Annotated in this window: 19 protein-coding genes; 11 read left to right on the top strand and 8 right to left on the bottom strand. The window is 36.7% G+C overall.

The features are described 5' to 3' along the window. Positions 1-6: 6 nt before the first annotated feature. Positions 7-885 (top strand): YitT family protein, encoded by an 879-nt coding sequence (locus ACGE0T_RS19600; protein WP_459188252.1) that lies wholly within the window; start codon positions 7-9, stop codon positions 883-885. Positions 886-1,025: 140 nt separating this feature from the next. Beyond that, positions 1,026-1,604, top strand: a complete 579-nt coding sequence (locus ACGE0T_RS19595) for a non-canonical purine NTP diphosphatase (RefSeq protein WP_459188251.1) — start codon at positions 1,026-1,028, stop codon at positions 1,602-1,604. Between the two features lie 90 nt (positions 1,605-1,694). On the opposite strand, the gene nadA is transcribed toward ACGE0T_RS19595, so the two are convergent. Continuing rightward, on the bottom strand, positions 1,695-2,681 hold the full coding sequence (gene nadA / locus ACGE0T_RS19590; RefSeq protein WP_459188250.1) for a quinolinate synthase NadA: 987 nt from the start codon (positions 2,679-2,681) through the stop codon (positions 1,695-1,697). A 748-nt stretch (positions 2,682-3,429) separates the two neighbouring features. Between nadA and ACGE0T_RS19585 the strand changes: the two genes are divergently transcribed. Continuing rightward, positions 3,430-3,960, top strand: coding sequence for an RNA methyltransferase (locus ACGE0T_RS19585; RefSeq protein WP_459188249.1), 531 nt, complete (start codon positions 3,430-3,432; stop codon positions 3,958-3,960). Here the strand turns inward: ACGE0T_RS19585 and ACGE0T_RS19580 are convergent. Next, entirely contained in the window at positions 3,952-4,557 is a 606-nt protein-coding gene (locus ACGE0T_RS19580) for a DUF4294 domain-containing protein (protein ID WP_459188248.1), read from the bottom strand. The two genes, ACGE0T_RS19585 and ACGE0T_RS19580, sit on opposite strands and share 9 nt — an antisense overlap. A 207-nt stretch (positions 4,558-4,764) precedes the next feature. On the opposite strand from ACGE0T_RS19580, the gene ACGE0T_RS19575 reads away from it, so the two are divergent. The 7 genes from ACGE0T_RS19575 (at position 4,765) to ACGE0T_RS19545 (ending at position 13,210) form a co-directional block, all read left to right on the top strand. Next, positions 4,765-6,522 carry a tetratricopeptide repeat protein gene (locus ACGE0T_RS19575; RefSeq protein ID WP_459188247.1) on the top strand — a complete coding sequence of 586 codons (1,758 nt, stop codon included), beginning with the start codon at positions 4,765-4,767 and terminating at the stop codon, positions 6,520-6,522. A gap of 372 nt (positions 6,523-6,894) precedes the next feature. Continuing rightward, the gene (locus tag ACGE0T_RS19570) at positions 6,895-7,263 is read left to right on the top strand and encodes a DUF3244 domain-containing protein (RefSeq protein WP_459188246.1); all 369 of its coding nucleotides are present in this window, start codon (positions 6,895-6,897) and stop codon (positions 7,261-7,263) included. A gap of 25 nt (positions 7,264-7,288) precedes the next feature. Beyond that, a complete protein-coding gene (locus tag ACGE0T_RS19565) occupies positions 7,289-8,245 on the top strand; it encodes a hypothetical protein (RefSeq protein WP_459188245.1) in 957 nt (318 codons plus the stop codon). A gap of 206 nt (positions 8,246-8,451) precedes the next feature. Continuing rightward, positions 8,452-9,180, top strand: a complete 729-nt coding sequence (locus ACGE0T_RS19560; protein WP_459188244.1) for a porin family protein — start codon at positions 8,452-8,454, stop codon at positions 9,178-9,180. 195 nt (positions 9,181-9,375) lie between these two features. Further along, positions 9,376-10,212 carry a PorV/PorQ family protein gene (locus ACGE0T_RS19555; RefSeq protein WP_459188243.1) on the top strand — a complete coding sequence of 279 codons (837 nt, stop codon included), beginning with the start codon at positions 9,376-9,378 and terminating at the stop codon, positions 10,210-10,212. Between the two features lie 12 nt (positions 10,213-10,224). After that, positions 10,225-12,285: a ComEA family DNA-binding protein gene (locus tag ACGE0T_RS19550; RefSeq protein ID WP_459188242.1), complete on the top strand. Its 2,061-nt coding sequence runs from the start codon at positions 10,225-10,227 to the stop codon at positions 12,283-12,285. Between the two features lie 145 nt (positions 12,286-12,430). Further along, the gene (locus ACGE0T_RS19545; RefSeq protein WP_459188241.1) at positions 12,431-13,210 is read left to right on the top strand and encodes a radical SAM protein; all 780 of its coding nucleotides are present in this window, start codon (positions 12,431-12,433) and stop codon (positions 13,208-13,210) included. A 127-nt stretch (positions 13,211-13,337) separates the two neighbouring features. Here ACGE0T_RS19545 and ACGE0T_RS19540 read toward each other — a convergent pair whose 3' ends face one another. From ACGE0T_RS19540 to ACGE0T_RS19530, 3 genes are all read right to left on the bottom strand, one after another. Next, positions 13,338-13,979, bottom strand: a complete 642-nt coding sequence (locus tag ACGE0T_RS19540; protein WP_459188240.1) for an outer membrane beta-barrel protein — start codon at positions 13,977-13,979, stop codon at positions 13,338-13,340. Between the two features lie 15 nt (positions 13,980-13,994). After that, positions 13,995-14,594 (bottom strand): DUF4136 domain-containing protein, encoded by a 600-nt coding sequence (locus tag ACGE0T_RS19535; RefSeq protein WP_459188239.1) that lies wholly within the window; start codon positions 14,592-14,594, stop codon positions 13,995-13,997. Positions 14,595-14,825: 231 nt separating this feature from the next. After that, positions 14,826-16,508 carry a SulP family inorganic anion transporter gene (locus tag ACGE0T_RS19530; protein ID WP_459188238.1) on the bottom strand — a complete coding sequence of 561 codons (1,683 nt, stop codon included), beginning with the start codon at positions 16,506-16,508 and terminating at the stop codon, positions 14,826-14,828. A gap of 291 nt (positions 16,509-16,799) precedes the next feature. Here ACGE0T_RS19530 and rbr point away from each other — a divergent pair, with 291 nt between their 5' ends. Then, positions 16,800-17,378: a rubrerythrin gene (gene rbr, locus ACGE0T_RS19525; protein WP_459188237.1), complete on the top strand. Its 579-nt coding sequence runs from the start codon at positions 16,800-16,802 to the stop codon at positions 17,376-17,378. 226 nt (positions 17,379-17,604) lie between these two features. Here the strand turns inward: rbr and ACGE0T_RS19520 are convergent, their stop codons facing one another. The 3 genes from ACGE0T_RS19520 to ACGE0T_RS19510 form a co-directional block, all read right to left on the bottom strand. After that, on the bottom strand, positions 17,605-19,125 hold the full coding sequence (locus ACGE0T_RS19520) for a RagB/SusD family nutrient uptake outer membrane protein (RefSeq protein WP_459188236.1): 1,521 nt from the start codon (positions 19,123-19,125) through the stop codon (positions 17,605-17,607). Between the two features lie 27 nt (positions 19,126-19,152). Then, the gene (locus tag ACGE0T_RS19515) at positions 19,153-22,341 is read right to left on the bottom strand and encodes a TonB-dependent receptor (RefSeq protein WP_459188235.1); all 3,189 of its coding nucleotides are present in this window, start codon (positions 22,339-22,341) and stop codon (positions 19,153-19,155) included. 168 nt (positions 22,342-22,509) lie between these two features. Beyond that, positions 22,510-24,375 carry a GH116 family glycosyl hydrolase gene (locus ACGE0T_RS19510; RefSeq protein WP_459188234.1) on the bottom strand — a complete coding sequence of 622 codons (1,866 nt, stop codon included), beginning with the start codon at positions 24,373-24,375 and terminating at the stop codon, positions 22,510-22,512. Positions 24,376-24,378: the final 3 nt, after the last annotated feature.

Raw genomic sequence — 24,378 nt, 5'->3', positions numbered from 1 at the left:
ATCTAAATGAAACTTACAAACAACAAACTCTACTTTTCCATACAAGACTACCTGGTTATCGTTTTAGGTACGATCCTGTATGGTTTTGGCTTCAACGCATTCATTCTTTCGAATGAAATCATTACCGGAGGAGTCAGTGGTATCTGTGCCTTAATCTTCTTTGCAAGCAATGAAGTGATACCGGTTTCGGTATCTTACTTTGTGATCAACGTTGTTTTATTGCTTGCTGCTCTCAAAGTATTGGGATTTAAATTCCTGGTAAAAACGATATTCGGAGTGTTCTCGCTCTCCGCTTCCTTATCGTTTTTTGAGTGGCTGCTGGAAGGAAAACCGCTTTTACACGACCAGCCGTTCATGTCTATCATTATCGGTGCATTCCTTTGCGGTGCCGGTCTGGGACTGGTATTCTCGGCAAACGGAAGTACGGGAGGTACGGATGTCATCGGAGCGATTGTAAACAAATACAAGAATATATCTATCGGCAGGGCTTTATTGTTCTGTGATTTCTTTATCATCGGTTCATCTTTCTTTTTGTTCCATGATGTGGAAAAGATCGTATTCGGTTTTGTTGAAATGTTTGTAAGTAACTATATTTTGGATATGGTGCTGAATGGAAACCGCCAGTCTGTCCAATTCTTCATATTCTCCCAGAAATATGATGAAATAGCAGAACATATCATACACGATTTAGGACGCGGATGTACCATTCTCGACGGTGTAGGCGGATACTCCCGCAAACCTGTCAAAGTAGTCGTACTTTTGGCTAAGAAGTCCGAATCGGTTTCTATTTTCCGCCTGGTAAAGCAAATAGACCATCAAGCATTTATTTCACAAAGTATCGTACGAGGAGTCTATGGGGAAGGATTCGACCAGATAAAAACATAGTCGCCCCCCCTCCCCTTTGCATAAATGAAAGTTCAGAACGGATTCCTTTTTTACACCGGATGTAATATACAGGAAACCCGTTCTGAATTTTTTTATTCGTACTTTTGCACAGAGATATAAACATTCTATAAACCATTCAAATGAGAAAGTTAGTATTTGCTACCAACAATACACATAAGCTGGATGAGGTAAGAAACATCACCGGCAATCTGGTGAATATCGTAAGCCTTTCGGATATAAATTGCCACGAAGATATCCCGGAAACGGCAGATACCTTGGAAGGAAACGCTTTGCAAAAAGCCCGCTATATCAAAGAGAAGTTCGGTTATGACTGCTTTGCCGACGATACGGGACTGGAAGTGGAAGCATTAAACGGCGCCCCCGGAGTTTATTCCGCCCGTTATGCCGGTTCCGGACATGATGCGGAAGCCAATATGAACAAACTCCTGAAGGAAATGGAAGGTAAAGAAAACCGGAAAGCCCGTTTCCGGACCGTTATCGCACTTATTCTGGACAATACGGAGTATTTGTTCGAAGGAATCGTTAACGGTACGATTATCGCAGAAAAGACGGGTTCCGAAGGTTTCGGATACGATCCTATATTCGTTCCCGAAAACTATACGGAGACATTTGCCGAAATGGGTAATGATTTGAAAAATAAAATCAGCCACCGGGCAGAAGCGACAAAAAAGCTGACAAACTTCTTATCAACACTCTGAACAATCTATATGAACCTATAAAAAAACATGCCGGTCCGGATATATTTGAAGCATCCGGCTGGCATGTCACTTTATCAAATTATAAACAGGTTATAAACCTAATTTTTCAGATATATCAAGCATCCTTTGAATAGGTTTGATAGCCTTTTTCTGTACTTCTTCATCCACAAATATTTCAGGCAATTCGTATTTCAGGCAGTTATACAACTTTTCCATTGTATTCAAACGCATAAAATTACATTCGTTGCAGGCACATGTACTATCGTTGGGAGGAGCCGGAATAAATTCCTTGTCCGGACTCTTTTTACGCATTTCGTGAATAACGCCGCTTTCCGTCGCTACAATAAACTGTTTCTTATCCGACTTGATGGTATGCTTTAAAAGAGCGGCAGTCGAACCTACGAAGTCTGAGACCTGTATAATGGGTTGTTTACATTCCGGGTGAGTAATGATTTCCGCATCCGGATACTGTTTCTTTAAATCCAGAACCTTTTCCAGAGAGAACTGCTCATGAACATGGCAGGCACCATCCCAAAGTAACATTTTACGTCCGGTTATGCTATTAATGTAATTACCGAGGTTACGGTCCGGACCAAATATAATCTTTGTATCTTCCGGGAAACTTTCAACAATCTGACGGGCGTTGGTTGAAGTAACCACCACATCGGTTACCGCTTTTACCGCAGCTGTCGTATTCACATATGAGATAACGACATGGCCGGGATGCTGTTTCACAAACTCGGCAAAGTCAGGAGCCGGGCAACTGTCGGCCAATGAACAACCGGCATTCAGGTCGGGAACCAGTACCTTTTTATCAGGACAAAGTATCTTGGCTGTTTCTCCCATGAAATGAACTCCGCAGAGAACGATAATGTCCGCAGTTGTTTTAGCAGCCCACTGAGCCAAAGCCAGGCTATCGCCAACAAAGTCTGCGATATCCTGAATATCTCCTGTCTGGTAATAATGAGCTAATATAATAGCATTCTTTTCCTTACGTAGCTGATCGATAGCCTTCTTCAAATCGAGGTCTTTAGGTATCGGCGCATCCATATATCCGATTGATTGGTTTGTCTGCATAGCTTATTTGTATATGTTCATTCTTAGTTTCTACACTGTATCAACAGAGTTATTACCAATTTTTATTACTGATAATCTTTAACTTAGTTATATTATCAACAAACTGTTGATATCTGCAAAGGTAAAAAACTTTATTCAATCATATATATGAAAGTAGTTTAAAACATGCTTAAGAAATAAGCTTTACATAAATCCTTATTTTCCGCAACCTAACTATGTCCCTCAAAAAAGATCCTTCGTTTTTATCCCCGGAACTCCCCCTTGCTTCTTCCGGTCTCTTTAGTTATTCACAATCCTATATTATATTATTCTTATATCTTTAATTTTAAATTTAAATATGATGAATATGATATCCTGTTGAAACAGTTAATACATTTCTGTTTCAACATTTGCCTGAAAGGTTATTAAGCTCTATGAACCGTTTATCAAAAGGATACTAACATATACATAACAAGCTTATTTATTAGAAATCTACAGATTACAGACTTTATTAGTTTTTAGTTGATAACTTGGTATGTGTAAAAGTTTATATCTCTTGAGGGGTGTTGATACGTGTATAACCCTTGTTGATATGTCGTAATAAATAACGGGTTGCTTTTATTGTGGGATTGGAAGAGGGGCATGTATAAACAAGTATTTGGATAAAGCAAGAATTATTTTTCATTTAGTGTTCACTACTTATCAATAGTTTTTCAACGGGGTATACACATTAATTCACTACTTTTGCAGCACAAGAAAAAAGACAGTTATGCGTAAGTTAAAGATTACGGAGTTGAACCGCCTGACTCCTGAAGAATTCAAAGATAGTGAAAAAATACCGTTAATCGTTGTACTCGACCATATAAGGAGCCTTAATAATGTGGGTTCTGTGTTCCGTACTTCGGATGCGTTCCGTGTGGAAGCTATTTATTTGTGTGGCATAACAGCCTGTCCGCCTCATACGGAGATTCACAAAACAGCTTTGGGAGCTGAAGATACTGTAGACTGGGCTTATTTTAAAGATACTTTGGAAGCTGTTGATAACTTAAAGAAAGCGGGATATACGGTATGTGCAATCGAACAGGCGGAAGGCAGTGTGATGCTTGATAAGTTGCTGTTGGACAAGAGTAAAAAATATGCTATTGTGATGGGGAATGAAGTGAAAGGTGTTCAACAATCTGTTGTTGATAATTGTGATATGTGTATTGAAATCCCACAATACGGAACCAAGCATTCGTTGAATGTATCTGTTACGACAGGTATCGTTATATGGGATTTCTTTAAGCAGTTGTCAGATTAATCCGTTTTCAACGAGAACCACGATCCGTTCCGTTTGGGCGTCTTTGCCTTTCGGATCATATTCCGATTTAAGGCTGGCGCCGAACATACCGGCAAATATATTCCAGAAGCCGGCTCTGAAACTTCCTAAATAAGCTTTCAACAGGTTATAACTGGATTGGTTACATTCCCTGTCTATCAATTTGATAAGTAATTTTCCCTGGGAAAAGGTAAGTTTTTTCAACTCCGGTTTATATTGTTTAAAAAGTTCTTTTTCCATCAGTTTAAGGTGTGCTTGCCGTGCCTTGTCGTTAGGTAAGGTTTCCATGTATTCGTAAGTTTCAATCAACGTTTCATAAACCATCTTGGCATATGGGAGTGTACGTTTCACATCACGGACTAACTTATTGTATTTTTGTTGTTCTCTTTTATTTTTGAACTTAGGTTGTGGATAAATATAAATTTCCTGCAGATTAACGACGGCAATCGTATCTTTCCCGTCGAAGAAGGCTCTTTGTACACCTTCCGGAACGGTATTGACTTTCAGTGTCTGTGCCTTTATTCCCATTGCACATACCATGAACATAATCAATATAACATACCATCTCACTCCAATCATAGCCTACAAAAATAATTGATTTAGAGATAGCAATATCAAGTTTTACAGAATTTGACTGAGTAAACATTCAATTCAATACATATTATATCTCATTGCTACTTATGTTTTGGTTGTTAAATGTAAAAATAAGTATTCATATACTTTGTGTTACTTTGTATAAAGCTTATTTTTACAGACTGAATATTCTAAACAAGACAAATTATACTTATGCCAATTCTAACATTCAAAGATACTCCTATTTTTATTTTTCTGATACTTCTATTTTTACTACCCGGTTGTAGAAAATATGAATCTAAAGAAAGTATCCTTCTTGATAAGGCGGAAGAACTAATAAAGCTACATCCGGATAGTACGATTCTTTTATTAGATTCTATAAAATATCCGGAAGGATTGGCTGACGACTTACTGGCAAAATGGTGTTTGCTTTATGGGACGGCTGTGGATAAAACAGATGGTGATGTTCCTTTTGTTCATCAACTTAGTAGAGCATTGGAATATTATAAAAAATACAATAACTTAAGTAAGTCAGCAAAGATAGGCCTTTACCTTGGTCGTGCATATGTAAATGATAAAGAATATGAGAAAGCAATGGAGGTATATAGTAATGCTCTGGATGTTGCAATAAAGGTAAAGGATTATAATGTAGCAGGATACATATCGAGCTATATGGGAGATTTGTATGAAATAAATGGAAATTTTTTGTCTGCAGTAAATAAATATGAGGATAGTAGTAAATATTTTAAATTTGCGAATAATGATAGGAGTTATATTTTTGGTTTAGTAAATACAGCAAGAGAATGTGTATTATGCGATTCTATAGATAAATCTTTATCTTTTTTTTACAAAGCAGAAAATGCAGCTTTATTATTAGGTGATAAGGAAATAATCTCTTATACTTATAATGGTTTAGGAGCCACTTATTGTACTATTGATAAATATAAAAAGGCGGAATATTATTATTTAAAAGCAATAGAAAATAATTCAACAGACTCTGCTTCTAACTATATGGGATTAGCTGAAATATATTTAGACTTAAAAGATTTTGATAAAGCTAAAATGTTTTTAGATAAATCAAATATGAAAACAAAAAATAAATATATAGCTATAGGTATAACAGAAAATTACTATTTATTAGAAAAGGAAAAAGGAAATTATTCTAAAGCATTAGAATATTTAGAAAAATATTCATATTCAGCAGACTCTATTTCTAAAATAGAAAATAATACAAATGTATTAGCAACAGAAAAGAAATATAATTATATGAAGTTGCATAATGAAAATATGCAGTTAAAGATAAATAGACAAATATATTATATTATTGCTTCTATATTATTACTATGTGTTTTTGCTATAGCTATTATACATCTTCTTAGAATAAGAAAAAAAAATATGCATATATTGAATCAGCAAGTAGCTATAAATGAGCAAAACAGAAAAATATATGCTTTATCTGTAGAGTTGAATCAAAAAAAGGATATATTGTATCACCAGAAAAATCAGTTGGAAGAAAATAGTGAATTTAATCAATTGAAATCTGATATTTCTGAAGAAGAAAAAAGGTATATGAAATTGAAGAAGGATGTAGAAGTTGTTAATAATAAATTGATAGCTTGTAGAGAAGAACGAATATTATTATCGCCGATAGGTACTAAACTCTATAGATGGTCAGAAAAAGTGCAATCGAATATTTCTGGTCCATTAATAAGTTCTATCCAATGGAAAAATATAGAAAACTTGATAAAGGATGTATACCCTATTGTATATAAGGAGTTGATAGAAAGAGATTTTACACAAGTGGAGAAGCGTTTTTGTTATTTATGCTTATTCAAATTAGATACACATCAAATATCTATATTATTGAACATTAATCCCGAATCTGTTAATAAACAGCGTTTCCGTTCACGTCAAAAGTTTGATTTGGTAGGTACAAGTGAAGATTTATATGTTTATCTTGTTAGCCTTTGATTAAGATGAACTCGTTAGAGGTATTTGCTTAATGCTTACTTATAGTATGATATTAAAAAAATAGATATGTTTTGCTTTCCGCAAACGTGGGATGTAAGAAAGATAGTAACGATATTTATTGAATATTTATTCCTGCATCAGTTGATAAACAATGTTTTCATGTGTCTCAAATACCTATTTTAGATAAATTCTCTGTTTGCTTTGTAATTTATTTATATTCAATATGTTATATGTTTATGTGTCATATGCTTTGTCAATTATATAATTATTAATTGACTGATTATCAGGTGATATTTGTCAATCCCATAAAATGACCTATTTGTTATTTTGTTTAAAAGGACTACTACTTTTGTCGCATAAGTAAACAAAGTTATGAATATATATAAAGTATTATTTGTTATTGTTATTTTATTTATTTCTTATCCAGTATCATCTAAAAGTAAAATACGTTTTAAAAAAAAAATAGAATATCCAAAAAGAAGTATAGATATTCCTTATTCAATAGAATGTTTTATTGAGGAAAGTACGAATGAAATATTTTTTTATTTTGATAATCGTTTTGATGAAAATATATATATAACAGTGTATGATGAGAATGGATATGTTATATATGATGATATAAAAGAAATAAATAATGATTATCAATTAATTATCCAATTAGATAATTTGAAAAGTGGTAAATATAGATTATCTATTTTGTATTCTGGAAATCTATTAGAAGGAAATTTCTATATTCATTGATTTATAAATTTTAATAATTAGTTTTATGATTAAAAAAACATTTATTTTTTCGTTAGTTTCTATTTTCATATTAATGTCTTGTTCTAAAGATATTGATAACTTAAATCTTGATGCTGGTAAAGATAATAAATCAGTTGCAGCTAATACTATTGGACAAGACTTTAATGTTGTAGATGGTTGTTTACATTTTGATAATATGGAAATGTATAATGATTTATCTGAGAGTTTGAATGGCAAAAATGAAGAAGAACTTTTAGCATGGAGTAAAACAAATGGTTACACATCTTTACTTGATTCTTATAAAAAGATGAATACTTCTTTAATTAATGAAAATATTGAATATAATGAAGACGAAGAATTGCTTGAAATGTCTAACCGTATAGATGCTACATTATTTAATGATGAAGGTATACTGTATGTTGGTGATACTATCTATAAAGTAATAGATGATTATGTATATATTATAAATGACGCTAATCCTGATAAAATAGCAGAAATTGTAAATTCTTCAGATAGGTCTCAATATCCAAGATTTAAGCATACAGAATATTTATTTTCTTCATCTGCAACAAAGGCTGAAGTTTCTAAAGGAGAAAGAAGTCTGATAATTGATGTAAGTAGTAAGAGACGGGAATTTGTTAGATTCTATGTATCTACAAGTACTAATGTAAATGGTATTTTATTTGTAAATATAAGAATGGTAGGACAAGCTCAGAAAAAGGGTCTTTGGTGGGGACGTCCTTTTGATGATGAAATGACTTGGGGACAGATTGTTTGTGATGGTATACTCATAAATGATCAACCTTTTGGATCACGAATAGTTGGAACCAAAACTTTTGGTGAAACAGAAGCATGGATTAACCCTATTCCTTTAACAGCTTCTAATGTGGTTAGGAACTTAAGAGTTCATGTAACGTTCAATTTTTGTAAAGCTCCCGTTGCAGGCGACGAATCTTATCCTTACGAATATTTCTTAAGATAAATAAAAAAGGTCTTCTTTCTATCATTTAGATAAGAAAGGAGACCTTTTTATATGCAGTTAGGATTTTTATCTTTTATTTTCAAGGCTTGCCCAAATATTTATTTACTTTTGCGACCTGTTGAATAACTAATCTGTATAAAACTATAAACGCTGAAAACAATTATCAAATAATAAATAACCTGCTTATTTATTTTAATATTAATTCTATGATTAAGAAAACATTTATTTTAACGATTGGAAGTATGAAAAAAGTTTTATTTTTATTTGTGTCTTTATTTTGTGTGATGGCTGCTAATGCACAGTTTAAATTTACTCCTACCGTAGGAACTACTATTTTAAAAGAGAGCGCATTTAAAGCTAATTTTGGTGTTCAGGCCGGAATAGGGGTAAGATATTCTTTTAATAAAAAGGATGATGGTTTCGGTATTCAATCCGGGTTATATTTTATGCAACGGAATAGCTCTTCTTCAGGAACTACTTTGCATATGAGTGACGGTTCTTCTCAGTTATTAATTCCAGAAACAGGAGATATTTTATCATCACCTTTAATTGGAACAACAGGAGGATCTACTTACAGCATAACTACTCATAGAAACTATCTTCAGTTGCCGGTTATGGCGGAGTGGGCAAAATATATAACTCCCGATATTCGTTTTCATGTAGCTGCAGGTCCTTATTTTGCTGTAGGTCTCGGTGGCAAAAACAAAGTATCGGCTATTTCCTGGGATAAAAGTGAGAATGTTCAGGCTGATGAAACATCTTGGGATCCTTTCAAATATAATAACTATAAACGTTTTGATTTTGGTTTGTCTTTCCAGACAGGTGTAGAAATAAAACGCGTTGCTATCCTGCTTAATTACAACATGAATTTGCTTCATAGAAATCAAGGCACAAAAGAAAACCTTGTGTCTATAGGGGTAGGTTACACTTTCTAAGTATATAGATACATACATAAAAAGCCCTCTTTTTCCATTCAGACAATGGAAAAAGAGGGCTTTTCTTTTGTATAATTCTTTGCCACTCGAATTTATTACGTAGATTTACTGCAATTTTATTAACTAAAATAACAAACTATGAGCAAACTTTTCAATAAATAATAGATAATTCATTATATACCAAACTCCTTTATTATGAAAAAAGAAAAAATTAGAAGCCTGAGAGGTTACCCTCTTTGCGTCCTTATTCTTTGTATGTGTATCCTGCCTGTTTATGCTGTTGATAACTTCCGGATAACAGATATCCGTTGTCTTGGTATGGGAGGAAACGGAGTTACTCAATCCGTATTATCCAATCCTTCGTTGGTCTGTTTTTATGATAGTAAACTGGTTCAGATAGACTATTTTAACCGTTATTCAGTGAAAGAATTGGGAACTATTCATGCCGGATTTATTTATCCTAACACACTATTACCTGCCGCTGTTGATATCTTTTCTTTTGGTTTTGATGGCTATCGGGAAAGTATGTTCCGTCTTTCTATGGGAAAGCAATTGAACAGAAAGTGGAAAATAGGAATCAGTATCCAATATGCGTTGTTACAAACGGAATTATCAGAAAAGGTACTGCAAGGGCTTTCAACAGATGTTGGTATTCTTTATTCTCCTGTTGACAAACTGTTGATTGGATTGTTAATAATGAATTTACCTTCAGTTACTATTCATTCAGAAGATACTGATATTAAAATTCTTAATGACTATTCTATCCAGATAGGTTTTCAATGGTCGGTAATTAACAGCCTGTTGATAGCAGGTACTGTAGAGAGTAATAAAACGGTTTATTTAACAGGTAGTATCGGAGCAGAGTATATTCCTTTCAACCGGTTTTCGATTCGGGCGGGTATGAACTTATCTCCTCTTCAGCCTTCATTAGGGATAGGATACTGTTTTTCCAGGTTTAGTCTGGATGTTGCCGGGACTTATCATACTGTGTTGGGAATAAGTACCGGTGTTGGAATAAAGTATGCTTTTTAAGGGTGTAAGGTTATGAAACGGTTGTTTATAACCTTGTTGGTATTTTTGTTGATAAATAGTTATCAACTTAAAAGCCAAGTAAATCCATCTGTTGATAAATGGATGGAATGTGTGGATGAAATGGCTCAGGAGACAGAAGATACAGAACATATAAAGACACTGTATGCGGATTTATCTTATTTGTCCGAACATCCTTTTGAACTGAATACAGTTACGGAAGAACAATTAAAACGGCTTCCTTTCTTATCTGATTTGCAAATTAAGGAGTTGTTGGAATATCGTTTACGCTATGGTAAACTGGTTACTGTTTATGAATTGAAGAATATTGTTTCATTCGATTTTGAAACAATATCCCTTTTCTTACCCTTTGTTTATATCAGTGAATTTACTGTTGAAAAACGTCCGTTTACTGTGAAAAACCTGTTTAAATATGGTTCTAATGACCTACAAATCAGATATGATAGATGTTTTCAACAGAAAAAGGGATATTGTTCATATCCGGATAGTGTTTTATCGGAATATCCGAACCGGAGCTATCTGGGAGAACCGTTTTACCATTCACTTCGCTATTCCTATATTTTTGACGAGCGTCTTCAATTTGGGTTTGTAGCGGAAAAAGATGCAGGCGAACCTTTTTGGAATGGTTCTCATAAGGGATATGATTATTATTCAATTCACCTCTTATTAAAGGATATCGCTAAATGGTTGAAAAGTCTTGCCTTGGGTGATTATAAGATTTCTTTTGGACAAGGATTGATAGTAAGTAATGACTTTACACCCGGACGCAGTGCACAGGTTGTACAAGCAGAAAGGCGTTCAAATGGTTTTAGAAAGCACTTTTCAACAAATGAAAATGATTTTTTCCGGGGAATTGCATCTACTGTTTCATTCGGTAAATTCGATATAAGTATGTTCTGCTCATTCAGGAAACTGGATGCAAAAGTAGATAGTAATCAAATACGTTCTTTTAAAACGAATGGTTTGCATCGTCTGCCGGGCGATAGGGAAAAAATACGTAAAGCTCCTATGTGTACTTATGGAGGAAATATCCGTTATGCTACTCCTTCATTGTGTTTGGGAATAACAGCTCTTTCCTATTCTTTCGGAAGTATGGAAGTTCAACCGGATTTAAAACCTTATAACCTATATTATTTTAGAGGTGGAAATAACTTTAACATAGGTGTTGATTACCTGTTGAAAATAAAAAATATGAAATTATATGGTGAAACTGCTGTTTCGGCGAATGGTGCTTGTGCCACTTTGAATGCATTTCAGTTAACACCGGTTTCTTATTTTTCTTTCCTTATGCTATACCGGTATTATGATTTGCGTTACCAGGCATTCTTTGGCAATGCTTTTTCACAAAGTTCAATGATACAAAATGAACAGGGTATGTATGTAGGAATGCAATGGACACCTTTTGCTCGCTGGAAATTATCGGCTTATGCAGATCTATTTCGTTTTCCCTGGTTTAAGTATGGAGTAGATGCTCCTTCGGGTGGAAAAGAATATATGTGTCAGATAGATTATCATCCGGCTAAGGATGTATTGGTGTATTTTCGATATCGATATAAGCTAAAAGATAAAAACGGACTCAAAGAAGAAACGACTTCCCTCCTTTTGCTTCCTTCTATTCAACAGCGGTTGAGATTACAATTTTTATATGCGATATCCCCTTCTGTCTCTTTACGGACATCTGTAGACGGAGTTTTCAACAAAGAAACAGAAAAAAGAAGTTCCGGTTGGATGTTGGCACAAAGTATGGGATGGAAGCCGGTAAAGATTCCTTTTCAGGCAGATTTATATGTGGCTTTTTTTCATACGGACGATTACTACAGTCGCATAAGTTCTTATGAAAAGAATATACTTTATGCTTTCAATTCTTCCTCTTTTTACGGGAAAGGTTTTCGTGGTGCAATTTCTTTACGCTGGGATTTTTTGAAACGGTTTACTTTTTCAACTAAATGGGCATGTAGTTACTATTTGGACCGGGATAAAATTGGAACAAACCAGGAAGAAATAAACGGACCTGTTAAAACAGATTTGTATGCATTGCTGCGTTGTAAATTTTGATGGTATGGTTTATTTATTCATGATATGTGCTAAATAGTTATAAAGCATTGCTGTATAAACTTTGTCATTCTTATAGCTTTTGTAGTTTTGTATTCGCATTCATCAGAATATGCAGAATTTGTTAAAACAAAAAAGTAATTATAATATGTCTACAATCCTTTTTGATAAAATAGTGTTCGGCCCTATACATAGCCGGAGACTGGGAGTTTCTTTGGGTATGAATTTATTGCCTACAGATGGTAAATTATGTTCGTTTAACTGTATATATTGCGAATGCGGTCTGAATGAAGAACGTCGTACCCATAGCAAGTTACCTACCCGTGAAGAGGTGAAGGAGGCTTTGATTCGAAAATTATCGACTATGCAAGCAGAAGGTATTACACCGGATGTAATTACATTTGCCGGTAATGGCGAACCAACCATGCATCCGGAATTCGGAGGAATTATAGAAGATACCATTACGACCCGTAACCATTTCTTCCCTTCTGCAAAGATTGCCGTATTATCCAATTCAACAATGCTTCATAGGGAAGATGTGTTTCAGGCCTTAAATAAAGTGGAAGATAATATATTGAAACTGGATTCTGTCCTGGATAGCCGGATACAGCAATTGAATGTACCTAATTCCCCTTCTTTCACATATGACAAACTGTTGGAACAGTTATGTCGTTTTAACGGTAATCTGATTATACAGACAATGTTTTTAAAAGGTGAAATGGATGGTAAAAGCATTGATAATACCACTGAACAAGAAATATCCGGATGGTTGGATACCCTGAAGAAAATAAATCCCAAGCAAGTAATGATTTATACGATAGACAGGGAAACTCCTGTAAAGAATCTCCGTAAAGTAACAAAAGAAGAACTCGAAGCAATAGCCGATAAAGCCAGAAAAGAAGGGTTCGACGTCACAGTATCAGCTTGATGAATAAATTGGAAATAGGTGACAGTTGGCAGTTATTCCGGTTTTCATTCGGTTGGCATACCGGACGCGAAACTTAACTGTCAACTGTCACCTATCAATTGTCACCTGAAAAATGTTCTACATTTTTCTAGAAACATACTCCGAAACGGAATCCTAAGTTATTCAATCCGTCTACCGAGTAAGAAAGTACCTTGCTTTTATTCGTTGCATAGTTATAATAGAATGCAGCATGGAATCCTAACCGTTTAAAAGCGACAGGCCGGATATTGATACCTATTTCCGGAGATATATAAAACCCCCAGGGATTGTCATATACACGTACTAAGCTTGTATATGCAGAGCTTTCACTGTACATGGTACCCAGCTTCAATCCTATATAAGGTTTGAAATGATTACTCTTAAGCGGTGTCCAATAGCGGGTAGAAAGACCGAACGGTAATTGGAAAGTAGATTGTTGTAAATCGGTATTCAATGTTTGCGTCTCGGAAATATGTAAAGTCGTCCGTGGAATATACCGGTGGTTTGAGTGGTAATTAATAAAAGCACCTACCGACCAGTTCGGAAGAACTTCATACCCACCTTCAAAATTGGCTCCCCAGCCACTTGCCTTATCAGCAAAACTGGTGTTTACAGGAATATTTACCTGCCAGTCTATATTAAAATGCCATCTATCTATAAAATCTTGTGCATGTCCCAATAAAGGAAAAGCACATAATAGAACAGCAAACAATATTATTTTTTTTAATGATTTAGTCTTTATCTTTTTCATAATCGTTCCTCCTGGTTACTTTTTGATAATTGGTGATTGGGTAAATGCTTGTTCGATGGCACGCAGAGTTAATTGCATGTTCATTTTTGAATTACTGTACAATAATCCGGACATATTAGCGTGCCATATAACCGGAAGTTCTTTTTCTGTACTGGTCAGATTAACCAAGTCGATAATCATAGTTCCGGTATTATAACTGTAAGCAACAGGGAATGGATAATACCAGCCGTTCCAGAAAGCTCCCCAATAGTTATATCCCCAACCGAAGTAAGGATAACCTTGTACACGTACTGTTTTTTCTGCATAAGAAAGCTGTAAACCGAGATTTGCCTTGTCCTTTTCTTTGATTCTTTGGTATCCGCGGCTACTCATTTCTTCTTCTACATTACTGATAATTTTTTTTGCATTTTCATCAGTCCAGTATTTTGCTTTCATGTCACTTCCCGGTATGGCAATACTATCCGGAAGATAATAGGTACTAAACTTGTTAAAGTTTACATCTTTGTCATAGTTCGTATAAACCATGAAATCGTTGTCCAGCTTAGACATGTCCGGCTCTTTTTGGCAGGATATAGCCAAAATAGCCATAAGTGAAAACATTGCTACTTTTTTCATTTGTTTACATCAGTTTAAGTTATTATAATATATAGATATACTGCAAGTTAGATATACCCGCAAACATACAATTTAAATTTTTAAAATACTAATCAGTTACTTGTTTGGATAGTTTTTTTGAGTTAGTTAAATATCTTTTTAGTAAAACAAAATAAAAAAAGATTCAGGCACGGATTAGACATAATCTGAGATTCGTCTAATCCGTGCCTGAAAATATTTTATGTAAAATTTTTATTGTTTGGAAACTACCTTCCGGGCAATTTCGATTGCTTCATGGATGTTACTGCAAATATTATCAGCTCCAATCTTTTTTTCAAAGCCGGATTTCACTAATATGTTTCTCACAGTCTCATTTACACCTGACAAAACCAAATGGATTTTTTCTGCTTCTGAAAGACGATAGAGACTCTCCAGGTTATGAAGTCCGGTAGAATCCATAAAAGGGACTTTACGCATGCGGATGATACGTACTTTCGGTTTATCGGAAAGACTTTTCATCACTCCGTCGAATTTATTGGCTATACCGAAGAAGAAAGGACCGTCTATCTCATATACTTCCACATCTTTAGGAAGAGTAAGGACTTCTTCGTCATGGTGTATCTCGCCTTCATCGGAAAGGTCTATTTTATTTTTTACAACGGAAACATGAGTCGTTTCTGCCACACGTTTCATGAACAGGAACATGGCTATGAGTAATCCTACTTCTATTGCTATGGTTAAGTCGAAGATAACGGTCAGGAAAAATGTTACCAATAATACAGATACATCGCTTTTCGGATTTTTCATCAATGAGCGGAAAGTTCTCCATTCACTCATATTATAAGATACGATAATCAAAACACCTGCCAGGCAAGCCATAGGAATGTGTTTAGTAAGCGGACCGAGGAACAGCAGGATTAAAAGTAATACAATTGCATGGATAATGCCGGCTACAGGTGTTTGGCCTCCATTATTTATATTTGTCATTGTACGGGCTATGGCCCCGGTTACCGGAATCCCTCCAAAGATAGGAACGACAATATTTGCGGCACCTTGAGCAATTAATTCCGTATTTGAATTATGCTTATCTCCTGTTACACCGTCTGCAACCGTAGCGGATAACAATGATTCGATAGCTCCCAACATGGCAATGGTAAATGCCGAAGGCAGAAGCAAATTGATTGTCTCCATATTAAAAGTGATAGGAGCCGGATTTGGAAGGGAGGCATTGATTGTAAACCGATCTCCAATTGTTTCGATCCCGGTTATTCCTGCATAGTTGCGTAGCACATAGACAATAACTGTCATTAGGATAATGGCAATTAAGGAACCTGGTATCTTTTTGGAAAATTTGGGAGCTATTGCAATTATTACAATGCTTGCCAAACCTATTGCTAACGACCCTATATTAATTGTGTGGCCATGTTGGAAATAAGCAATCCATTTGGATATAAAGTCTGCCGGAACTTTATCCATTGTCAGTCCGAATAAATCTTTCATTTGTGTGGTAAAAATGGTGAGGGCTATACCACTGGTAAAACCGACGACAATCGGATAAGGTATGAATTTGATAACCGTTCCTAGTTTTAATATCCCCATAATAACAAGTATAATACCTGCAACTACAGTGGCTATGGCTAATCCTTCGATCCCGAAAGTTTGGATAATGCCGTATACAATAACGATGAAGGCTCCTGTGGGACCTCCTATCTGTACACTGCTGCCACCCAGCAGCGAAACAATAAAACCTCCGAGAATAGCTGTAATTAATCCTTTTTCCGGACTTACCCCGGAAGCAATACCAAATGCGATCGCAAGTGGAAGGGCAACAATACCAACGATGATACCTGCCATAAGATCGGTCATGAACCGTTCTTTGGAATAGTTTTTCAACGCCTGTAACAATTTGGGTTGAAAATCAATCTTGTTATTCATTATATGTTTGGAATTTATTTAAAAAAACGTCACAAAGATACAACAAATATAAATAAGCTGCTATTCTTATGTTTGTATTCTTCTTTTTAAGACTATGGCATGGCTGGATAATACATGATTTATATGATTTTGGATGCAATCCAAACGGTAAATATTTATAAATCATTTTTATGTGAACATTGAAATATTTTATAATACCTGATTATCATTCTCAAAAACAATTTTATACCTTTGACTCGCTTACTAGGGTAATAACAGGAACACATTTTATATACTACAATAATTAGCATTATGGAAAAAAGTATTAAAGGTACACGTACCGAGCAGAATCTGCTGAAATCATTTGCCGGTGAATCCCAGGCAAGAAGCCGTTACACATTCTTTGCAAGCCAGGCTAAAAAAGAAGGTTATGAACAAATTGCCGGTGTGTTTATGGAAACAGCCGAACAGGAAAAAGAACATGCTAAGCGTTTCTTTAAATTCCTGGAAGGTGGAATGGTTGAAATTACAGCTTCTTATCCTGCAGGTGTAATTGGAAATACAATGCAGAATCTTGCTGCTGCTGCTGATGGCGAAAATGAAGAATGGGCAGACCTTTACCCTGAGTTTGCTAAGGTTGCTGAAGAAGAAGGTTTCAAGCAGATTGCCGTTGCTTTCAAAATGATCGCTACTGTAGAAGCTGAACATGAAAGACGTTACCGTAAATTACTGGCTAACATGGAAGCTGGAAAGGTATTTGAGAAAGATGAAGCGATTCTTTGGCAATGTCGTAACTGCGGTTATGTATTTGAAGGCAAAAAAGCTCCTCAGAAATGTCCGGCATGCGAACATCCACAGGCTTTCTTCGAACCTATGAAGCAGAATTACTAATCAGTACTGTTGAAATAAAAAAGCCCGGAGAGGGCTTTTTTATTAATTACAAAAAAACCGTTTACTATTTTGTTGATAATAAACGGTTCTCTCCGGATTGTTGAGTTGCCTCATGAGAACTTCCTAATTTTTTTGACCTGTTTCTTAATTAGTGAATAGTTCTGAAAGTACAGTACTTTATCCTTACGGCCTTTTACAGATAGTCTTATTTAAGGCTATAAATGAATCAATATCCCGGATTTTGTTGCAATTTATTATTTTTCTGCATTTCTAATGCTGGAATAGGAAATATACCTTTATAGGCAGGAGTTATTTTATTTTTCTCCCACCAAGTTCCGGAGAAGAAAGTCCCGAAGCGTATCATATCCGTACGACGGTGATCCTCAAAAACAAACTCTTTTTTCAACTCATCCTCAATTGTTTGCAAAGTTATTGTTTCCGGAGTTCCGGTAAGACCGGCACGGGAACGTATTTGTTCTAAGAAAGGACGTGCCTTTTCCGGCTGATTCAAGCGCACATAACATTCCGCTTGCATCAATAATACCTCTGCATAACGCATCACAACCAAATCATGATCACGTTCCCACTCCTCGCCGTCTTTTTGCTCATATTTACACCAATGTACTCCCTCATAATCTTTTGCGTCCATGATATCACCAATCTCATCCGTAAAACTCAATGGTTGAAGTCCCTCCTGATTCGGATCCTTATCAATGACTTCCCCGGTACGCAGATCGATCTGATCACCAATCAACATGGTATTACGGCGTATGTCTTTCTCATCGAAACTATGGTATAATCCGGGTTGAGCTACAATACTATTACCACCTCCCTCAAAAGCTCCGGTTGGTGAGATTGCCCATCTTTGCTCATTATGCGTTAAAGCCCAATTCAGGAAATTGCCACTCGTACCCATCTTATGATCATAAGGTATAGCCAATAAAATTTCCTTAGAAACTTCATTTTCTGTCAGGAAATTAGTAAAATAATTCGTTTCCAATGAACCGGATATCTGCTGACAAGCTTTAAGGCAATCCTCCCAACGGGATTTTCCAGAAAATACCTCGGCATTCAAATACAGACGAGCCAATAAACAATACCCGGCATTCTTAGTCATTTTACCATAGCCGGATTCAGGCAATTGGTCAATAATAGCTAACAATTCTTTCTCCGTGAAATCAAAAATCTCGGCTCTCGTTGAGTTCGTCGGTAATGTCAGATCCTTATAGTCCGTAATCAACGGTACATTTCCGAACCAATCGATCAAACGGTAATAGTAATAAGCACGTATAGCCCGTAATTCAGCAAACATCTTATTTTTCTGTTCATCCTTTAAAGAAGATCCTTCTACCTGTGAGATAATAGCATTAACCGTTGAGATTCCATTATAACAATATCTCCACGCTCCCGTGATAGTCACGTTCTGGTTATCCCACTCGTGGCGTTTTAACTGGACATATCTTCCGCCATCATACCAATCTGCTCCCCCATTTCGAGCCGGAAGTACCGCCTCATCCGAGCTAATCGCCGAAATAAAATAGATATACTCTGAAAAGGCATATCCATTTGCACCATCAAAACTGCCTCCTCGAAGGGAAGCATATGCACGCCCCATGATGGAAGCTATTTCCGAATCGGTTTGCCCATATTCATTCGCATTTATCTTATCATACAGATTCTCGGACAAATCGGTACACGAGCCAAACATCATAAGTAACCCTGCCGCTAATATTGATTGTATTTTCATAATTCTCCTGTTGTTTTTTATAAATGATTAGAATGATAGATTAAGGCCGATAGAAAATGTCCTTGGCATCGGATAAATATTACCTTTATCCAGCCCGACTTCTTTTAAATCCGCAGTACTAACTTCCGGATCTATCCCTGTGTAACCTGTTAATACAAACAAATTCTCACCGGTTGCATAGAAACGTAAACGGTTAACCCCAAAATTCTTCAAGAGACGAGCAGGAAGCGTATACCCCAAGGTTACGCTTTGCAAACGGAAGAACGAACCATTTTCCAACCAGTAATCAGAGTAAACCGGCATATTCTCATTAGAGATACCGCTTTTAGCGAAAGAGGAAGTGATATTATAATTTGGCATATGGGCCGTATAGCCTCTTTCCATTCCCGCTACGTTCAGTACCTTTTGACCATACATACCATAACCGGAGATACCCAGATCAAAATCCCTATACGTAAAATTAAATGATAAGCCCATTGTTAGTTTAGGTTGGGCGTTACCCAGGATCTCGTCTTCTCCGTCATTTGCCAATACGAATTTACCATCTACAATGCCTTCGCAATGAGGACCATAAAATGTTCCTACCGGATAACCTTCCTCTATAACCTGCGAATAACGATTAGACATACCTAAAATACCTTGCAGCGAGCCACTTAATATACGATCGGTTTGATAAACTTGGTTGGACAGTTTATCAATTGTCTGTTTGTTATGCGCCAACGTCAAATTGGCATCCCAGGTGAAATCCTTGTGATTGATAAGGTTTGCCCCCAAAGTCAACTCTATACCCTTATTGGTCAAATCACCGACATTCGCCAAAATGTTAGAATACAAATAAGGAGGATTGGGAACTTGATACGTATATAATAAATCACTCGTCTTTTTCAAATACCAATCGAATGTCAAGTTTAAGCGATTGAACAAGAACATATCGATACCCACATTCGTTTGGGCGGTAGACTCCCATTTCAGGTCCGGATTCGGGTTCTGAGTAACCCCATACGATTGTTTCCAAGAATTACTTTCACTATCGAAATAGGCACCGCCTCCCGTACCCATCAGCATAGCTGATTTATATTCTCCGATCCCGGATTGATTACCAGTCACACCGTAACCGGCACGTAACTTCAAATTAGCGACCCAACTCTGTAAATCCTCCATAAAAGCTTCCTCCGAAACACGCCAAGCTGCCGATACGGATGGGAATGTCCCCCATTTATGATTTGTACCGAAGCGTGAGGAACCGTCACGACGAATCGTAGCCGTAAGCATATACCGGTCTTTCAACGTATAATTAGCACGAGCAAAGAATGAGATTAATTTCGCTTGGCTTTTGGAAGATGCCACGTCTTCCAATCGGTTATCTTGGCCTGCTCCCATATTGTTCCATAAAAAATCATCCGTATCGAATTTCCGTCTTTCGGCTTTCAGGGTCTCGAACGAATAATCCAGATAAGAATAACCGGCCATAGCTCCTACACGATGTTTTTTATTGAATGTCTTGTCGTAGTTTAAGAAAACCTCTAATTGCTTATTCGTATATTCCTCGTTATATCTCTTAGCGTATCCACCATCCGTAACTTTATAAACGTAAGATGGACGGTAGTAATAATCTTGATTTGAGTTATACTCATAAGACAAATTGGTGGTCGCTTTCAGTCCGTCAATAATGGATAGTTCCACCTTACCGTAACCGAGTAAATGTTTACGGGCTGTCTCATCATTTCGTTCCGTATGGGTCTCTACCGGATTATTTTCAGTCAATCGTCCACCGATCTGCTCCAAATAATTTCCATTTTCATCATAAATGGGGGCTGTCGGGTTCATATTATAAATCGTACTATAAATGCCCTTATCCACATTGTGCCGCTTATCTGCATTTGCCTGTAAGCTCAACTCAACTTTCAACCGGTTATTAAGTCCATATTGATAAGCGGTCAAACTTGCGCTCATACGATCCAAATCGCTAAACTTAATGATACCCTCGTTCCTTAAATAATTCACGGACGCACGTAGTCCATTATTTTCTCCACCGGAGGAGAACGAAAGTGTATGAGAATGAGAGATAGCCGTTTGTTGGATCGCTTTTTGCCAATCAGTATCGGCACCATAATCCACGGCATCGGTCAAATTATGGTCACTTACGTATTGACGCCATTCTCCAGCTGTCAATACATCCAAGTTATTAGCGCTCTTTCCTATCGCTACATATCCATTGTATTCGATACTGCGTCCTTTCTTCTCTCGATTGGTCGTGACGATAATCACACCATTTGCTCCACGCGAACCATAAATAGCTGTGGCTGATGCATCTTTCAGTACATCCATAGACAGGATTTCATTGGGTTGAACCGTACTAAGGTCAACTCCGGGAATACCATCAACCACAACCAACGGCGCATTACTGGCAGACAAAGAGGTACCTCCGCGTAAACGCATGGAAGAACTTTTTGTCGGGTCACCGCCACCTTGTGAGACGATTAAACCTGCGACTTTACCTTGTAGCAACTGTTCCGCAGAAGAAATCACGCCTTGTTTAAAATCCTTGGCTGAAACAGAAGTGATAGCGCCTGTTAAATCCGCCTTACGGGAAACACCATAACCGATAGCGACAACCGTTACCTCATCCAAACCGATGGAAGTTGGCTTCAATTGGATATTCAATAGTGATTTAGCCTCCACCGATTGCTTCGAGTATCCGATATAGGAGAATGTTATTAATTCACCTTCCGTTGCCTCTAAAGTATAATTACCATCCATATCGGTAGTCGTACCATTTTTAGAAGCGGTAATGATAGTTACCCCGATAATCGGCAAGCCATTTTCATCTGTCACGACACCTTTGACCGTAATACGTTTTTGTGAAGTCTGGGAAGACTGATTTGTTTCTTCCTTATTCGTTTTTCGGTAGAGGACAATATGCCGGTCCGTTATCTTATAAGCGATATCATTACGATTTAATAATTGGTTTAACACCTCCGTAATTCCCTTATCCTTAACATGAATGCTAATCCTTTGATCCGAGTTTACTTCCTCTTCATTATAAAAGAAAGAAAATTCACTTTGCTCCTCAATCGCCCTAAATGCCTGTTCAATCGTTACGTTTCGCAAATTGAGGTTGATTGCAGCCGTGTCCATATAACTGGCAGCAAACATCGACGTTGCCACAGTTAACCCTAAACTTAGCATGAATACTTTGAAGAAATGTTTTTTCATTTGTAGTGATTTAATTTATTAATTAAGTTTTCGATAATTCCATTCCTCTCATTGACTTATTTAATATTAGATCCGGATCTTTCTATTTAAGGTCACTCAGAATATTGTTATCTCCTTCATAGTAAAGAGACAAAAAGAATTTGATACGCCTAAAAGAAAATAAAAAAATTAATGCATAATCCCTATATTAACCAAACCGAAATAGACTAAGCCAAACAACCCCGTATTCCAGCCTTGGATATGATAACCTAAATTCTCTCCAGTCAGGCTGTTTATATGTTCATTAGGTGACCAATCCCCAGAATTTACTAAATCTGCACGTCCTACCTTCTTGATAATATTTATAGCTTCCTCTTGCCGCCCCATATTAATACGTGCCCAACAATCCATAAAACTGACCCACGGCCATACGCCTCCATTGTGATAGGTAGCCGAAGGATAGCCAAAACTGTCATCATAATAAGGAAAAGTCTCGGCAACTCCATAAGGTGTCATACTTTTCGTATTTAATGTCTCTATGATTTTCAAAGCCCGTTCCCGGGGAACAACATCAAATAAGATACCGATCGTTTGATCTTGTAAGATCTTATCATTTACACTGCCATCTTTCCATATCTGGCAATAATAGCTTCCATTCCACAAGCCGCCTTCTTTTACATCTTTATTCACTGTCTCATATCCCTTTTGATAGGCAGCTCGGTAATAGTTACCTCCCGTTTGATCACCACACTCTTCCGCCAAATAAACCATTTCCTTTAAGGCAGACAAATAAATCAAACAGGTAAAAGGAGAATATTTTCTTCCCTCGACCCCTTTCACATCTTTCCAATCTCCCCAAAAAGAAACCTGAGCCGGAAGTCCGATCTTATCCGTATCTCTATAAATCAACCAATTCATAGCATTTTTCATAGCCGGCCAGTATTTGGTCAAGTCTTGTTTATTATGATAATACCGGTAAAATCTGGCAATACGCAAAATAAAGAAAGCATTGATATCCAAATCATCCTCCCGTTCAATTAGAGGAAGGATCGTAGTCGGAATTTTCCCGGACGGTTGTTGCCACTCGATACTTTCCTCGATCATCTTTCTCTCCAAATCTTTATAAAACACCAAATGCAGCCAACTGGTCCAATAGCTATCGCGTTGATTTAACTCACAATACCCCATCGTAACAAGTTCCCCTTTTTTTGTCCATTTGGTAAGTGATATACCAGGAATCATATACCATCGCACGTAAGTATCCAATTCTTTATCACCTGTTTTGGGGATCGCTAAACCAAAAGCTGTTGTTTTATCTTTAAAAGCCGGCCACATCTTGTATGCATAGGTCGAAAGATCATCAAGTGTCCGGAAATTAATACTACTGATCCAGTTCTCATCCCGGAAAGTAAATAAGACTTTGATTTTCTTTTTCTCGCCAGCCTGCAATGAAACCGGGATAGAAAGTGTTTGCCCAGCCCACAGAGTTTCGGTTTGATCAGTCGTAATTTGGCAATTATCCTTGTTGCTAATGCCCGTATATCCATCATGCTCACAGGCGCTCATATCTTTCGCTAAATTCTCGTCCGGTTGAGCGACCAGTGTAAAATGCTCTTCTTTAGAAGTCGGGTTAGAACAGCAAATCTCTAACATCAAAACAGGAAGAGCGGAAGTTTCGGCATCATTAACTCCCAATGGGCAAAAAGCCTCTGTAGTAAAAGTCACTTTTGTGAGGGACGATCCTTTATAGTCGTTCTTTACAAACGGAAATTCCCTTATGATATTCTTTTTAGAAAATTCTGAAAATAATTGTCGTTTACCATCCTTCTCGATCGAGAATATTACGGCACCTCTGTTAGTTAACCAATCTCCTAACGTCCCGGGATTCTGCATAATCTGTCCGAAAAAATCTCCGGATACCGATGCATTAACGGTTAACGCAAAGTTAGCGATCGGATACCCATCGGCAACTTGCCTTTTTTGAGCAACCATGGAATGACAAATCCCCCAACAGAATAAAAGAAAAAATAGAGAATGTGTTTTCATGCTATTCATTGA

It is taken from the genome of Parabacteroides sp. APC149_11_2_Y6 (assembly GCF_054506995.1).
Note: the sequence above shows the minus strand (reverse complement) of the source record. Positions and strands in the feature narration are given on the sequence as shown.